At 45.7% G+C, this 15,437-nt stretch carries 13 protein-coding genes; 6 read left to right on the plus strand and 7 right to left on the minus strand.

Annotation, left to right across the window (positions count from 1 at the left end):
• Window positions 1–57: 57 nt before the first annotated feature.
• From AC1S8V_RS08690 to mnmL, 4 genes are all read right to left on the minus strand, one after another.
• The gene (locus AC1S8V_RS08690) at window positions 58–1,038 is read right to left on the minus strand and encodes an alpha/beta fold hydrolase (RefSeq protein ID WP_482073295.1); all 981 of its coding nucleotides are present in this window, start codon (window positions 1,036–1,038) and stop codon (window positions 58–60) included.
• A 41-nt stretch (window positions 1,039–1,079) separates the two neighbouring features.
• The gene (locus AC1S8V_RS08695) at window positions 1,080–2,057 is read right to left on the minus strand and encodes a type I phosphomannose isomerase catalytic subunit (protein ID WP_482073296.1); all 978 of its coding nucleotides are present in this window, start codon (window positions 2,055–2,057) and stop codon (window positions 1,080–1,082) included.
• 209 nt (window positions 2,058–2,266) lie between these two features.
• Entirely contained in the window at window positions 2,267–2,851 is a 585-nt protein-coding gene (mnmM, locus tag AC1S8V_RS08700) for a tRNA 5-(aminomethyl)-2-thiouridylate-methyltransferase MnmM (protein ID WP_482073297.1), read from the minus strand.
• The gene (gene mnmL / locus AC1S8V_RS08705) at window positions 2,852–3,805 is read right to left on the minus strand and encodes a tRNA modification radical SAM protein MnmL/YtqA (RefSeq protein ID WP_482073298.1); all 954 of its coding nucleotides are present in this window, start codon (window positions 3,803–3,805) and stop codon (window positions 2,852–2,854) included.
• A 318-nt stretch (window positions 3,806–4,123) separates the two neighbouring features.
• Here mnmL and AC1S8V_RS08710 point away from each other — a divergent pair, with 318 nt between their 5' ends.
• Window positions 4,124–4,324: a hypothetical protein gene (locus AC1S8V_RS08710; RefSeq protein WP_482073299.1), complete on the plus strand. Its 201-nt coding sequence runs from the start codon at window positions 4,124–4,126 to the stop codon at window positions 4,322–4,324.
• Between the two features lie 152 nt (window positions 4,325–4,476).
• Window positions 4,477–5,232, plus strand: a complete 756-nt coding sequence (gene trmB, locus AC1S8V_RS08715; RefSeq protein WP_482073300.1) for a tRNA (guanosine(46)-N7)-methyltransferase TrmB — start codon at window positions 4,477–4,479, stop codon at window positions 5,230–5,232.
• Window positions 5,233–5,357: 125 nt separating this feature from the next.
• On the opposite strand, the gene AC1S8V_RS08720 is transcribed toward trmB, so the two are convergent.
• Window positions 5,358–7,613, minus strand: coding sequence for an AraC family transcriptional regulator (locus AC1S8V_RS08720; protein WP_482073301.1), 2,256 nt, complete (start codon window positions 7,611–7,613; stop codon window positions 5,358–5,360).
• Between the two features lie 408 nt (window positions 7,614–8,021).
• Between AC1S8V_RS08720 and AC1S8V_RS08725 the strand changes: the two genes are divergently transcribed.
• From AC1S8V_RS08725 to AC1S8V_RS08735, 3 genes are all read left to right on the plus strand, one after another.
• On the plus strand, window positions 8,022–8,927 hold the full coding sequence (locus AC1S8V_RS08725) for an ABC transporter permease (RefSeq protein WP_017689672.1): 906 nt from the start codon (window positions 8,022–8,024) through the stop codon (window positions 8,925–8,927).
• A 96-nt stretch (window positions 8,928–9,023) separates the two neighbouring features.
• Window positions 9,024–9,887 carry a carbohydrate ABC transporter permease gene (locus tag AC1S8V_RS08730; RefSeq protein WP_422395271.1) on the plus strand — a complete coding sequence of 288 codons (864 nt, stop codon included), beginning with the start codon at window positions 9,024–9,026 and terminating at the stop codon, window positions 9,885–9,887.
• Between the two features lie 100 nt (window positions 9,888–9,987).
• On the plus strand, window positions 9,988–11,541 hold the full coding sequence (locus tag AC1S8V_RS08735; RefSeq protein WP_482073302.1) for an ABC transporter substrate-binding protein: 1,554 nt from the start codon (window positions 9,988–9,990) through the stop codon (window positions 11,539–11,541).
• A 139-nt stretch (window positions 11,542–11,680) separates the two neighbouring features.
• Here AC1S8V_RS08735 and AC1S8V_RS08740 read toward each other — a convergent pair whose 3' ends face one another.
• Both AC1S8V_RS08740 and AC1S8V_RS08745 read right to left on the minus strand, forming a co-directional pair.
• The gene (locus tag AC1S8V_RS08740; protein WP_482073303.1) at window positions 11,681–12,832 is read right to left on the minus strand and encodes an MGDG synthase family glycosyltransferase; all 1,152 of its coding nucleotides are present in this window, start codon (window positions 12,830–12,832) and stop codon (window positions 11,681–11,683) included.
• A gap of 50 nt (window positions 12,833–12,882) precedes the next feature.
• A complete protein-coding gene (locus AC1S8V_RS08745; RefSeq protein ID WP_458462918.1) occupies window positions 12,883–13,410 on the minus strand; it encodes a phosphatase PAP2 family protein in 528 nt (175 codons plus the stop codon).
• Between the two features lie 710 nt (window positions 13,411–14,120).
• Here AC1S8V_RS08745 and AC1S8V_RS08750 point away from each other — a divergent pair.
• A complete protein-coding gene (locus AC1S8V_RS08750; RefSeq protein ID WP_036610177.1) occupies window positions 14,121–15,359 on the plus strand; it encodes a glycosyltransferase family 2 protein in 1,239 nt (412 codons plus the stop codon).
• The last annotated feature ends 78 nt before the right edge of the window (window positions 15,360–15,437 follow it).

Consider the following 15,437-nt stretch of genomic DNA (forward strand, 5'->3'; position numbering starts at 1 on the left):
TGTACATCCAATTCAGGGGCTTCTTGTGTTTCGTTTTATTTGTTATGGAATGACTACTTACATAGATTCAGATATTGCAGCAGGGCTCACTGCACGGTGGTATTCACTAGAGTCAGGTGTATTCCGCTCCAGCCAGTTCAGAACGTGCTGGGCCACTTCGGCCCGGTTTGTCTCATGCAACATTTCGTGGCGTCCACCCGGATACAGGTGATACTCAATATTCTCCAAGTGAAGCTTCTTATACTGGGAGACCAGATTAAGAACACCTTTGCCATGAAGTCCAACAGGGTCTTTCTCGCCTGAGAACAGATATACGGGTTTATGTTTGGGGATGCGCTCCATATTGTGTGGGAGATGGACTTCAAGCAGTAATTTGAAGAAGTCGCGGAAAAAGCCTGCTGTACAGACCGCTCCGCACAGGGGATCATCAATGAACCGTTGAACTTCTTGCGAATCCCGTGACAGCCAATCAAACGGTGTCGTCGCAGGGCGAAAAGAGCGATTGAATCCACCAAATACGATCGCGTTGAGCAGCATGCTGGGATGACTGGCCCCCTGAATGCCACACTGCAAGAAAGCCAGTTTCTCCCCCAACCGTAGGAGACCGCGTCTGCCATTCGTTCCGGATAAAATAAAGGCATGGTACTGCTCATGACCAGCGTACATGAGATGCTGTACCAAGAACGAGCCCATACTGTGTCCCATTAGAAACAGGGGCACCCCAGGGTTCTCTTTGGCGGCAACTTCGCCCAGATTAATCATATCACTCGCCATCCAGCGGAAGGCATCGATACCAGCATTGCCAAGCAGATTGGGATTCTCGACAGTTTTGCCATGACCCCGATGGTCATTGGCATAGACCGCGTAGCCGTGTCTGGTGAGAAATTCGGCGAATTCGGCGTATCGGGCCGCAGTCTCACCCATGCCATGTGCAATTTGTACTACGCCCTTAACGTTACATTCCGGATCGGGAAGCCAGCGGTACACATGAATACGGGTACCTTCACTACCGACCAAGGCAAAGGTAGATTCCTGCATCTCGTGTAATTCCTCCTTCTCAGGTTACATATAAGCTTGATTTATGGCAGATAAGAGCGAAGAACAGTCGTATTCCCATCTAATGTATAAGAACCCAGATTGGCTGGCAAGAGATAACATTGTCCAGCCTTCAATTCAATGTTGTCTGATTCAGCATGAGCCCAAGAGAGTGTTCCGGCGCCTTCACAGACTACGAGAATCGTGAAGCTGTCAGGACTTGTAGAGAGTTCCCAACGTTCAGTTACAATCCCTTTTTCCACCACAAAATAAGGGCATTCCGCAAGCTTGAGCCATTCACCGGGAGTGGCGTTATTTGTTTTCATCGTTGAGGCACCTGCGCCCTCATAGGCGGTGACATTCAATGAGTCTTCAACATGCAACTCACGTGGTTTGCCATCCAGGCCTGGACGATTGTAATCGTATATCCGGTACGTCGTATCCGAGTTTTGCTGGATCTCAGCGACTACCACACCTGCACAGAGTGCATGTACTGTTCCCGCAGGGATAAAGAACGTATCTCCCGCCTCAACAGGCACCTGACGGAGGGTATCCATCACTGTACCGTTCTCCAATGCTTCTTTTAAAGTTGCACGATCCACGCCGTCATTCAAGCCATAGATGATATGTGCGCCCGGTTTTGCGTCGAGTACATACCACATTTCTGTTTTGCCAAGCTCGCCAGGAGGAAGTGCCTCATACTCGTCTGTTGGATGAACCTGAACGGACAGATCATCGTTGCAGTCAAGCAACTTAATCAGAAGGGGGAAACGGCCGCCTTTTTCGGAAACGCCTTTAGTTCCAAGCCATTCGGTGCCCAGTTGTTCACGAACTTCATCCAGACCCTTCCCAGCCAGGGCTCCATTTAATACCTTGGTTGTACCGTTGGGATGATCCGCAATCATCCATCCTTCTCCGATATGTCCTTCAGGGGGCGTAAGGCCGAATTGCTCCAGAGCACGACCGCCCCACACACGTTCTTTGAATTCAGGTTGGAATTGTAATGGATATGGCGTAGACATCAGTAATCTCTCCTCTAGTATATGAAATGGTGGATCGCTTTAATCAGTCATGGGCATGTAGTCGCCATGAACAAACAAGTGAATACGTTTGCATATGTTTATGTAGAACACAGATCGCATGAACGCTGCATGAACGAATAAAAGAGAATGCCGAGATTGGCTCTCCTCGCGATTGTGTCTAGTTTATTGTATTTGGTGTAGAAAGGAAATTATTTTTTCTCGATTCCGATCAGAAAAGGCGAGGTTTCTCGCTGCAACTGGCGATACATCACAACCTGTGCCTGTTCTACCGGCAGGGCAGAGGACCATTCCAATACGGCTTCCGCTTCCTGTGACCCTCCGTCATGACCGGGGTAGAGCACAACCGTAATAATTCCGCGAGGACGTAATAATGCCAGTGCAGCCTCAAGTGCAGCAATTGTGCTGTCTGTCTCGGTGATGATGGAGGAATCTGCACTTTCTGAAGGCAGATATCCCAGATTGAACATGACCGCACTAACTGCACCCACCCATGACTCAGGAACCGCTTCTGCCATTCGATCATGGCTTAGTTGAAGCATGGAGATGGAGCCAAGCTTGGCTTCGTCGTTTTGTTTCCGAATACGGGCCTGTGCCAGCGTGAGGGCTTCACTTTGAACATCGAATCCAATGACTTGACCACGTCTGCCGACTTGTTGTGCCAAAAATAGTGTGTCTGCTCCTGTGCCAACCGTTGCATCTATGGCCAGATCACCTGGCTGCAAACGGGAAGCAATCCACTGATGAGCACAGCTGAGAACCGAGAGAAAGCCCATCTATGAACGCCTCCAATACTTACCTTGCCATGAGTCCCGCTCTAGCAGCTCACGATCAATGGAATTCAACACTTCCCATTTGTTCAGAGACCACATCGGTCCAATCAGCAAATTACGAGGAGCGTCGCCTGTAAGACGGTGTACGATCATTTCCGGTGGAAGCATCTCCAGTGTATCTACGATCAGCTTGATGTACTCGTCCTGTTCCAGAAAACGTAGAAGTCCGGCTTCATATTGCTTCACCATCGGCGTTTTGCGCATCAGATGCAGCAGGTGAATCTTGATGCCCTGCACATCCATATTGGCGACTGCACGTCCGGTGTCCAGCATCATCTCGTGTGTCTCTTGAGGCAGACCATATATGATATGTGTACACACACGTATATTCCGTTTGCGGAGTTTCTCAACCGCTTCTTCGTAACACTTCGTGTCGTGCGCCCGATTAATCAATGTTGATGTGGAATCATGGATCGTTTGAAGGCCCATCTCAACCCACAGATAGGTGCGTTCGTTCAGTTCAGCCAAATAATCAACAACGTCATCTGGCAAACAGTCCGGTCGAGTGGCAATTGATAACCCAACAACACCGGGCTGCTGTAGAATTTCTTCAAAATATTCGCGCAGCTCCTCAACTGGAGCATACGTGTTCGTATAGGCTTGGAAGTAGCCAATATAATGGGCTGTAGGCCACTTTAGGTGCTGTTTATCTCGAATCGTATTGAACTGGGTGACCAGATCTTCACGTCTGCTGCCAGCAAAATCGCCTGATCCACGCGCACTGCAGAAGGTGCAACCACCTTTGGCGATGGAACCATCCCGGTTCGGACAGGTGAATCCGGCATCCAGCATCACTTTGAACACCTTATTGTTAAATTGGTCTCGCATCTCATAATTCCAGGTATGGAATCGTTTATCTCCCCACAACAGAGGGGACTGTAATGCAGGTGCATTCATCTTCAGGGTACTCCTTTGGCTGTCTAATTACAGTAATCATACGTGAACAAAAGAAGAAGCGCTATGCGATTTCCGTCATAGACGATCGATAGCGATTATAGGTGTCTTCATGAACTTTTATCATTGTATCAAAAAACTGAAAAAAAAGGGAATCGAAACGCAAAAATAGGCCGTGAAATCAAGGTTTTCTCCTTGCTATAGTTTACACCTTGTGTTATATTTAAATCAGCGTCAGACACCATCTAATGGGTACTATTCATCATAGCATTTGCATCAATGTTGACGTCATGGACCATACTATACCGTGAGGTGATATGAATGAATTCCCAAGTTAAAAACAATCAGTTGAATCATGTGTCTGTAGAACTGACGGCAGAAGAAGCGCTGGCTTTAACAGGTGTTCGTTTTAATGGAAATCCGAAAGTGAAAGCGGCTGCAAGACAAAAAGTTCGCGATGCTTTCGAAAAGACATTTGATTTTTCACACCAAGATAAGGTAGACTATGAACTACTAAAGTAGTTGGACCCCAATTCCAAATAAATCGAAGAGGGAATCTTTGAGATTTGCCCAAAGTGGCAGATCCGAAGATTCCCTTTTCATTGCTCTTTACAATTTGCCAGTTCTTCGGCAAAATAAGTCTGAGACAAGTATGGGACAAACGGAGGAATAAAATGCGTTTACGTGGCAGAAAAGGGATAAGAGAAAATCTGGAGCAGCAAGTCGATCTTGTTGTACTGGACCCCAAGCAGCACAAAGGAAAATGGTCTGAACTGTTTGGCAATGACCATCCGATCTTCGTGGAATTTGGTATGGGTAAAGGTCAATTTATCAGCCAAATGAGTTATAAATATCCGGAATTTAATTTCATCGGTATTGATATGTATGATGAACTGGTGCGTCGTGCCAGTGAGAAAGCTCGTAATGCGTGGAGTCAGGCTGATGTGGAGACGCCTCCGAACCTGAAGCTTGCGCTGGCGAACATCGAACAGATCGAGGAAGTTTTTGAACCGGAAGAACTGGAACGCATTTATTTGAACTTCAGCGATCCTTGGCCAAAAGCCAAGCATGCACGTCGTCGGTTGACGCACCCGCGCTTCCTGAAGAAATACACGGAATTGCTTAATCCCAAAGGACAGATTCATTTTAAAACCGATTCGGAGACGCTGTTTGATTTCTCACTCAACGCCATTTCTGATTTTGGCCTGCAAATGACAAACCTGTCTTTGAATCTGCACCGTGATGGATTGAACGAAGAACATGTGATGACGGAGTACGAGCAGAAATTCATGGGTAAAGGTATGAACATTCACCGGGTTGAAGTGATTGTGGGTGAAGAGGCCTTGCGTGAGTATCAGCAGACACGTTTGGACAAGTATAAAGTTCGTGAAGCTTCTGATGAGTCTGGTGAAGATCAGGAACAGGAATAAAATCTAACTTAAACTCATTAAAGAAGAGCGACACATGAGGTGAATGGTTTCATTCTCATAGGTCGCTCTTTTTTTGCATTAACAATCGATGTGCTATACTCCATAAACTCAAGTCTGGGATGATTTCAAAAGTTCTCTGAATGGAACTCTTTGCGGCGATAATCGTTCGGTGTGACGCCGTTGAACTTTTTGAACATGCGATAGAAGTATGAACTGTTGGTGAATCCGGTCCTTTCGGCAATATCGGCAACGGAGTTCTCTGTCTCCACCAGCAGATGCTGCGCCTTGGCTATGCGGGTTTCGTTAATCACGTCCGTGAGCCCTTTCAGGGTGAGCTGTTTGTAGAGCCTGCTCACATAGATGGGCGACATGCCCAACTCATCTGCAATGGAAGTTAGACAGAGATTGGGGTCCGCATAGTCCCGCTCAATAATGCCATTGATTTTACGAATCAACTCTTCATGCTTCAGTGTACGTTTCTCCTCAACTTTGGAGCCAAGCTCATGAAACATCCGATAGAAGTGTTCATGTACCTCACTGATGTCCTCAGCGTCTTTGACAGGCAGCATTAGACCATCTGAGGCTGAATCGAGTGTGAGCTGATTATTCTTCTTAAGGGTATTTCGTACATGATTCAGTGTCATTGTCAGATGGGATAAGGCTAGCTGGAACACGGTAAAAGGGTATGCGGCGGTCTCGCCGACAATGTCTGCATAGACTTGTTTGGCTTCTTTTGTCTTGCCTGTCATCAGGTAATCGACAAGTTGTCTTTCCTTACCAGCCGGGAATGCGTACTCCTTGGTGTGATAAGCCATGATGTCAGAGGTATAGATCAGACAGCCCGGTCCCATGAACAAACGATGAAGTGAGGCTTCGGCTGATCTGGTATAGGATGCAATACTGTCTTCCAAAGAATCTTCTTCCGTGCCGATCGTACAGGAGAAGGAGCATTTCAAATGTGTCATTACAGCAGCCTGCATCATACGTAGCAGCTCTTCGATCCGGTTATGAGCAGATTGCCCAAGTTCATAGCTTTCCGCTTTTTCATTGAAAATGAGTGTGATCAGATCACCGCCCATGTCCACAGCTTCCGCATTGTAGTGGAGATCGGCTGTCTCGGTGCATATGTTCATCATGGCGTATTTTACAAGCTGGGTCTCATCACGATACGTTTCACAGAATTCGGTAAAATGGTCAATACGCAGCAATACCAGTCTGGATGCACGCTGAACATCAATGGAGGAACCATAGAACTTCATCCGTTCTTCCAGCATACCTCCGGTTACTGTTTCGCGGCCCTGCAGGGCCCCTCGTAGAAAATCCTGCCGTAACAAATGAAGACTGCCACGTCGCTCTGCTTCCATGACACGCAATCGAACGAGCACCTTATCAATCGGATGATACAGTTTTCGGGACACAAGGTAGGAGAGCAGTAAACCCGCGATGAGAAGTCCAACACAAAATAGAACGGTATGTGTGCGCATACTCCGTATATCTGAGGTAATCAGATCATACGGTGTTATTCTCACATAACGCCAGCCTAAGTCATCGGGAGCGGTGTACGTAATGAGTGATTTTTCCCCATCGACCTTCTCGGTGAAGTAAGCGGACTGCTGCGTATCCTGCATAATCGGCTGCATAAAAGCTTCGCTGGAGAGATTTTTCATCAATGCACGGTCACCAAAGTCAGATAAAAGATCCCCATTCTCATTCACGATAAAGGTCTTGCCTGGTTGATCCACAGCATTCATATTTGGACTGAGCCAATCATCCTTGATATTAACGATGACAGCATAGTTTAGCTTCGCGTTGTCATTGATCGTGTCATAACAGAGGTAGGTGTAGCTGTTAACCTCTGTTGCTTCAGTAGAGCCGACTTGATAGGTACGCGGGATGGGCACAAAGGGTTTATAGTCATGGAAGCGTTGGAGAATGCTTGAAATCCCCTGATCGTCGATCTCTGAGCTGGATTGCTGCCCATTGCGTACTTCGTTGGAACTGATGAAGAATTCATTACTTTTAGAGTTAAATACATAGATGGATTCAATAAAGGGAAGGGACATGCGGTAGTTGTCGAGTTGCTCCATCGCCGATGTGATCTCATAAATATTTGGTTTGGAATAAAGTAGTAATGAAGAGATGGTGTAGTCCTGATAAATCTGATATGACAATGATTTCGCAGTCTCCGTCATTTTGGCCACTTCACGGCTGGTTTGAGTAAGACTGTTCATATCTGTACGATACACCTGGCGAAGCGCAATCCGATTATAGTTGACATACAAAATAGAAGAAGCCACAAGCAAGGTAGCGACCGTACTGATAATAATGCCGATCAGAATCCGTGTGAAGACCTTCTGACTGTCCTCCGAACGTTTACGCATTCTTCTTCCCCCTCGGACCTCCTGTTTTGGGTGAACAACATAGAACTTCATATACATACTTTAGGCTTCATATATGGATGAGCAGAAGAGCAAGAGTATCTTGAATTATATATTATGTATGCGTTTACATCAATGCTGGACAGGCTGTTTTGCCTGTTTTCTCTACAGAAAGTTCAACTTTCGCTGGATTGTTCACTAGGTGTAGCCTATGCACGATATCAATATTTGTGAACGGATGTGTGTGAATGTCTGTTCATTTCATGGTTCGTTCATTTTGTTCATAGTTCATTTCGCAGAATCGTTCATTTTCTGACGAGAAGCTTCAGTATCCGTGAGCGAAGAGAGCATCTACAATAAAAAGAGAGCTCCACCACGCAGCACCGCAAGAAATTCGGGAGGGATCGAGCCATGCTCAAAGAATTGAACAAAAACAAAATCATGTTTCTGATGTTGTTGCCCACGCTGATCTTTTTTCTGATTAACTCGTATTTTCCGATGGTCGGCATCTATTATGCGTTTACCCGGTATGATTTTGAAGGCGGATTATTTGGCAGTCCATTTGTCGGTCTGGAGAACTTTAAGTTCCTGTGGCAATCCGGAATGCTGTTGAAACTCACAACCAATACCGTGGGTTACAATCTCGCCTTCATTATATTGGGAAACGGTCTGGCGATCTTCTGTGCGATTATGCTTAGTGAAATCCGGGGCAGGTTATTCAAAAAAATTACGCAATCCGTCATGTTCTTGCCGTATTTCATCTCATTTGTACTATTAAGTGTAATCGCTTACAACATGTTTAACTATGAGTCAGGTTTCGTGAACACAGTGCTCAAACGTTTCGAGGCTGGCCCGGTCGACATTTATAACACACCCTGGATCTGGGTGTTTCTGATCATCATCTTTTATCTGTGGAAAAATCTTGGATACAGCATGGTCATCTATCTGGCTGCCATAACGGGGATCAGTGACGAGTATTATGAAGCCGCTCGAATCGACGGGGCCAATATTTTTCAGCGGATCTGGTACATTACGGTACCGATGCTGAAGCCAACCTTTGTCATCCTGCTGTTGTTCTCGCTCGGCAGCATTATGAAGGGGCAGTTTGACCTGTTCTATCAACTGATCGGCAACAACGGGGTGCTGTACAACGCAACAGATATTATTGATACGTATGTGTATCGTTCACTGAAAGTAACGTTTGATATCGGGATGGCAACGGCTGCTGGTCTGTATCAATCCTTGTTCGGATTCATTTTGATCATGACCGTCAACTATATTATCCGCAAAGTAAATGAGGACTACGCCTTGTTCTAGAACGCCCGCAGGGCAGGAGGGAGAACGATCATGAACACGCCAATGAATACTCACACGCGAACGAATACTCGTCTCAGAGATTCGGAATTCACTTTCATGTTTCAACTGATTTCCTACAGCTTCATCATCATTTTATCGATCATGTGCCTGCTGCCGTTTCTGCTGATTCTATCTGGTTCATTCAGCAGCAACGAGTCTATTGTGAGGGATGGCTATCACCTCTTTCCAACGGACTTTTCCCTGGAAGGCTATAAGATGGTGTTTACATTCCCTACAAAGGTACTCAAGGCTTATGGGGTAACGGTCTTTACAACGGTGGTGGGGACTACGCTTGGACTGTTCCTCATCACGATGGCCGGATTTGTGCTCCAGCGTAAGGACTTCAAATATCGGAACACATTCTCGTTTTTTATCTACTTCACAACCCTGTTTGGTGGGGGACTTGTGCCTTGGTACATTATGCTGGCGAACTACTTCAATCTCATGGATACGTACACCGTACTGATTTTCCCGGGGTTGATGACGCCATTCCTCATTATCCTGATGAAAAACTTCATTCGTTCGGCAGTGCCGGATGAGTTGATTGAGTCCGCCAAAATTGATGGAGCGAATGACTTCCGGATCTATTTCAGCATTGTGTTGAAACTGGCGATGCCTGGTATCGCAACCGTAGGTCTGTTTCTCGCACTGGGTTACTGGAATGACTGGTTCACCTCATCTCTCTTCATTAACAACCCGGATATGTACCAACTGCAATTTTATCTCTACAACACGATGAACACGATTACATTCATTGACCAGATGGCGATTGGCACAGGGATTACGCTCAGTCAGGATGTGCCTACTGAATCAACCAAGATGGCAATGGCGATCGTTGTAACGGGACCGATTTTGTTCCTGTATCCGTTTGTACAACGTTATTTTGTCAAAGGACTCACCATTGGTGCAGTGAAAGGTTAGAACGTGAACACGCTGTGGGTATCAGGCCATTGACATCATTTCCGGTCTGAAACATGGCGAGTCTGCGCTAACATATAAAGGTTCACCACAAAAAGGGAGGATGCGTATGCGTAACAAAACAATTCGGCACCTGTCTCTGGTACTTGCCCTGATGTTGTTCGCCGGGGTGCTTGCCGCGTGTAATAACGGTTCGGGGGGATCGACGCAAGGAAGCGAGCAGGGAGGAACATCCGAGAACAAAGGCGAGAAAGTCACGCTTCAATTTTACATGCTTGGGGATGCTCCGAAAGATCTGCCTGTCATTGAATCCGAGATCAATAAGCTGGCGGAGGCTGATCTGAACGTCAATGTGAAATTCAACTACACCTCCTGGACCGACTGGGATCAAAAATATAAACTGCTGCTGTCTTCCGGACAGCCGATCGATCTGATCTTCACAGCGGATTGGACATTCTACCAGTCCTATGCCAAGAAGGGTGCGTTCCTGCCATTGGATGAAATGCTGCCAACAGCATCACCAGCACTGAAGGCTCATGTACCTGAGGATATGTGGAATGCTGTCAAAATCAATGACAAAATCTATACAGTTCCATCAACTTGGATTGAGTATGTAACCGAGGGAATTGCGTACCGCGAAGACTTGCGCGAGAAGTACAATCTTCCGAAGCCAGAATCGTTGGAGACGCTCGAAGCGTATCTGGAAGGCATCAAGGCTAACGAACCTAATATGATTCCGATTGCGGATAGTAATGCCAACCATACCCATGGTATTCGTCAATTGACATCCAAGCTGGTTAATACAGCAGGTCAACTTCCATATGGACTGGATATTATGTATGATACACCATCAACCGTGACGTCCTATTGGGGATCGGCGCAACATCTGGAAGACCTGAAAACATACAAACGCTGGATGGACAAAGGTTTATTCCCGAAAAACGTACTGAATGTAAAAGATACCTCCAACTCACTGCTGCAAAATGGAAAAGCGGCTGTTGTTCTGTCCGGGGAGAACCCCAACAAATTTAATGCAGATGTAATCAAGGTTCAGTCTACGCATCCAGATTGGAAACTGGCTTATTTCCCTTACCCGAATGCGAAAGGGTTTGCACAACCGGTTCACCCGATCCACAATGGTTTTGCGATTCCGCGTAGCAGCAAAAACCCGGAAAAAGCATTGGCATTTTATGAGAAACTTGTGACAGACAAACGATATAATTGGTTGACTGAATACGGCGTTGAGGGCAAAAACTTCGAGGTAGATAATGGATACTACAAAATGATGGGTGATGCACAAACGAACGGCTTCCCACGTGAGGGTATGAATGGCTGGGCATGGCGTAATCCGGAATTCATGCTCTATGATAAAACCTTTGATGACGTGTTGACCATGTTTGAAGATCTCGACAAAATCAAAAAGCCTGATATTTATACCGGATTTGCGGAAGACTGGACACCGTACCAAGCCGAGAAGGCTGCATTGGAACAAGTGGAAAAACAATATTTGTATCCGCTTAATGTAGGTTTGGTGGCAGACGTAGAGGCTGGACTGAACACATTTATGGAGAAGGCAAAACAAGCAGGATTGGAAAAAATTCAGGCAGAATACACCAAGCAGTGGCAGGAGTACTTGAAGTCAGCTGGCATTCAATAGTTTGTACTTTCCTTCATAAGAAAAGGTGCCTTCCGATTCGAAGGCACCTTTTCGATGTGGTTGCAGGCTTGTTTGAAGTCGTTGGTTAGAGGCGTGATTGGATGAAGTCAGCCGGAAGCAGCATCCTGTTCGGATAAATTCATAAACGGGCCTCTTCTGCGGATGAAGGACGAACGTCCTCCAGCAGGTCAATAATACTTTGAGCGCTCTCCATCGGATGAACTTTGGCGATTTCCGACAGATGGCGTTTTCGTTTACGTACGATATCCGGATAGTGATGCAGCAGCTTGTTCATCCATTTGACCACTACGTCGAGCGAAGTTATGGGTTCTCCCAAACCTCTTGCGGTAAAATAATGGACGTTTTCTTCTTCCTGACCAGGTATAGGGTTGTGGAACAACATTGGAATTCCTTTGGCCAAGCCTTCGCTGCATGTCATTCCCCCAGGCTTGGTGATCAGCAGGTCGGATACTTCCATCAATTTGTCGACTTCGTTGGTGTACCCAATAATATGGATGTTTTCTTTGCGATACATCGAGTTCTGTTCCATGCTGATCCGTGCTTTATCATTGTGACCGAGACAGAAAATGATCTGAATATCTTCATGCCAGCGTGTCAGTAGCGGATGGACCAACTTGTCACTGAGCATCCCCCAACCCCCACCCATTACCAGTACAGTGGGCATGTTTTTGAGATTAAATCTGCTTCGGATCTCATCTCGACCGGGATGCTCCCAGAAGTTTGGATGTACGGGAATGCCTGTGACTCGAATTTTGTCTTTAGGTACGCCACGCAACATTAGTTTGGACTTAACCTCATCTGAAGAAACCAGGTAAAGGTCTACTTCACGGTTAATCCATGTCCCATGTGCATCATAATCGGTAATGACTGTGCAAAGGGGAACCTGTACACCCAGTCGCTTCAGTCTGGATATCACAGCACTTGGGATCGGATGGGTGCAGACGATCGCATTGGGACGTAACTGACGCACGACGCTACGTGTATGTGTATAGAACAGTTTATGCAGCGCTAGCGTTGTAAGCCGGTTCAATGATTTTTTATATTGATGCCTGTATACGTACCCGACGAGTTTGGGCTGGTTAGTAACCGTTTTTTTGTATGCCGTTATAATAAGAGGTGCAACCTTGGGATTTAAGAAACTTCCCAGTTCAAGCACTTTCGTCTGCACGTCTGGCGACAGCTTTCGCAAATGGCTGGACAGTGCATAGGCGGCTTGAGTATGACCCGTACCAAAGCCTTCAGATAATAGTAATATTCTTTTTTTCTCCACGCTTGCTTCACCTGTTCCTGCTAGGTTTTTCTGAGTCTAACATATCGGCTTTAAGACCAGAATGCAACTGTTGCAAGTGCGACTAAAGTACCTATTGTGGCACCTGCCAGAACATCGGAAGGATAGTGTAATCCCAGATAAATTCGAGAGAATCCGACAATAAGGGCCACAGGCAGCAATGTTAGCAATAAGATCGGTTCAGTGGTCATAAATGGAACCGTGACCGAAAAAATGGCAGTCGTGTGTCCTGAAGGAAACGAGTGGTCCGTCAGGGGATTACGGAATGTAATGGTATCCGGCAAGGCCAGATAAGGCCGAATGCGAGGATACAATTTTTTCGCGATGGCTACAGGAATATGGCTGACCGCAAGAGCGATACAAGCCTGAAGTCCTGTTGTGCTCCATGGAGCTGGAGCCAGCAGCCAGATTAACAAGGATACTGCGATAGAAGAAGTTGCCCCACCCAGATGGGTGAAATAATACAGCCAAAAATTCATAAAACGATTATGAAGTCGGCCGTTAATCCACATAAAAACATTTCGATCATAATCTTGAAACTTTAAGAATAAACGGCTCATATTGGCCTCCTGCCAGTCAGGCCGCCCGTAATGGCGGCAGTATTTCCGGTGAATTTCTGCATCCGGTTTCGTCCTGATTAGTATATAACCGTTTTTCGCGAACTTGAGGTTATTTCAGGTATATGTTTATCATATTTTTAAATGTTGTCCTTTTCAAGAAGAACCCATGTAAAGAACGTAAAATTCATGTTAAAGAGTGGATAGATATCCATCTTAACATTTTGACTTGAGTCAGCCAAAAAAGATACAATGATTCAATATGACTGAAATGAGGTAAAAAAAAGTGAGTTTTGTTTTAAACTTTTTGAGGTCTGTTTGCGTTATTTGTTATAGAGCCTCTGACGAAGAATAACATGCTGATGAAAAAAGCAGGGACCTCAGAAATAAAAATCAAGGAAACGGCTGAAAATAAGATATAACAGGCATGAATGCGAGGTTGTGGTATCACAAAGTGTTTATTCAGCGTTTAAAGATCACATTTCTGCTTTAGAAAGTGGAATTGGGGTTTTGACAAATGACTGAAAAGAATACAGAATCGATAAAGCAGCCAACTGATAGCTACCAAGCTTTGAAACATTGCCTGAACTATTCGCGTAGTACACAAAAGAACAGGGTCATATTCTGCAGATCAAAAAAAAATAACTTGCAGAATCAGGAAGAGAAATGCTTTAGTAAACTGGGTTTCGAAAAAAAGGGGGTAACAGAGAACGATGTTGGACGCTATATTCGTCACGATGCAGGTCATTCTGGCACTGCTAGCCGTGTACCAATTCACGTTTTCGCTGTTCGGTCTGATTAAGAAAAAGAAAAAGAAACATTATCCGGCGACAAAATCTTTCGCTGTACTCGTCGCAGCACACAATGAGGAACAGGTCATTGGTGCCTTGATGGAGAACTTGAAACAACTTGATTATCCGGAAGATCTGTATGATGTGTTTGTCATCTGTGACAACTGTACGGATGGAACGGCACAGATTGTCAGAGAACATGGGTTAAATGCCTGTGTGCGTACCAATGCCGATCTAAGAGGTAAAGGGTATGCCATCGAATGGATGCTTAAGTACCTGTGGAAATTGCCACGTCAGTATGACGCAGTTGTCATGTTTGACGCGGATAACCTGGTTGACCGTAACTTTTTGCTTGAGATGAATGATGACTTGAACAATGGTTCGCGCGTTATCCAAGGATACATTGATACGAAAAATCCGGAGGATTCCTGGATTACTGCAGCATACGGTGTATCTTACTGGTACATCAACCGTTTGTGGCAGTTGTCTCGTCATAACTTGAATATGGCGAATTTCCTCGGAGGAACCGGAATGTGCTTCGAGACCAACCTGTTGAAGGAAATTGGCTGGGGCGCAACAAGTCTGGTTGAGGATCTGGAGTTTACGATGCGCAGTGTGCAGCGTAATGTGTACCCTGTTTTCAACTATGACGCCAAAGTATTTGATGAGAAGCCATTAACATTCAAAGCTTCAGCGAGACAACGTCTGCGCTGGATGCAAGGTCACTTTACAGTTGCGCGTAGATACTTCTTCCCACTGCTCTGGCAGTCCATTAAGGAAAGAAGCCTGGTGAAATTTGACCTTGCTATCTATGGAGCCAATGTCTATGTTGTGTTGCTTACGTTCCTGATGACGGCTGTGATGTGGGTAGACATGGCTATATTCAGTGGTCCGCACATCGCTAATATTTATGGGTACTTCCCGCTATGGGTTGGATTTGTGGCTATTGGTCTGAATATCCTGACGTTCCTGTTGTCGATGGCGTTAGAGAAGGTTACCTTTGCCAAAGTTTATCTATATCTGATCTTGTTCCCGATTTACCTGTTGTCATGGTACCCGATCACGTTCTACGCTTTTTTCACACAGAACAACAAACAGTGGAGCCACACGCAGCATACGCGTGTTGTGCGATTGGATGAGGTACAGAGCAAACAAGGGTAAGGAATACGCGTGCGAGACTTTGTCGACATCAGATATAACAAATGTATATTTAGAAAAAAGTTGTGAAGATGTTGACAA

The organism is Paenibacillus sp. B46(2026), from assembly GCF_056786355.1.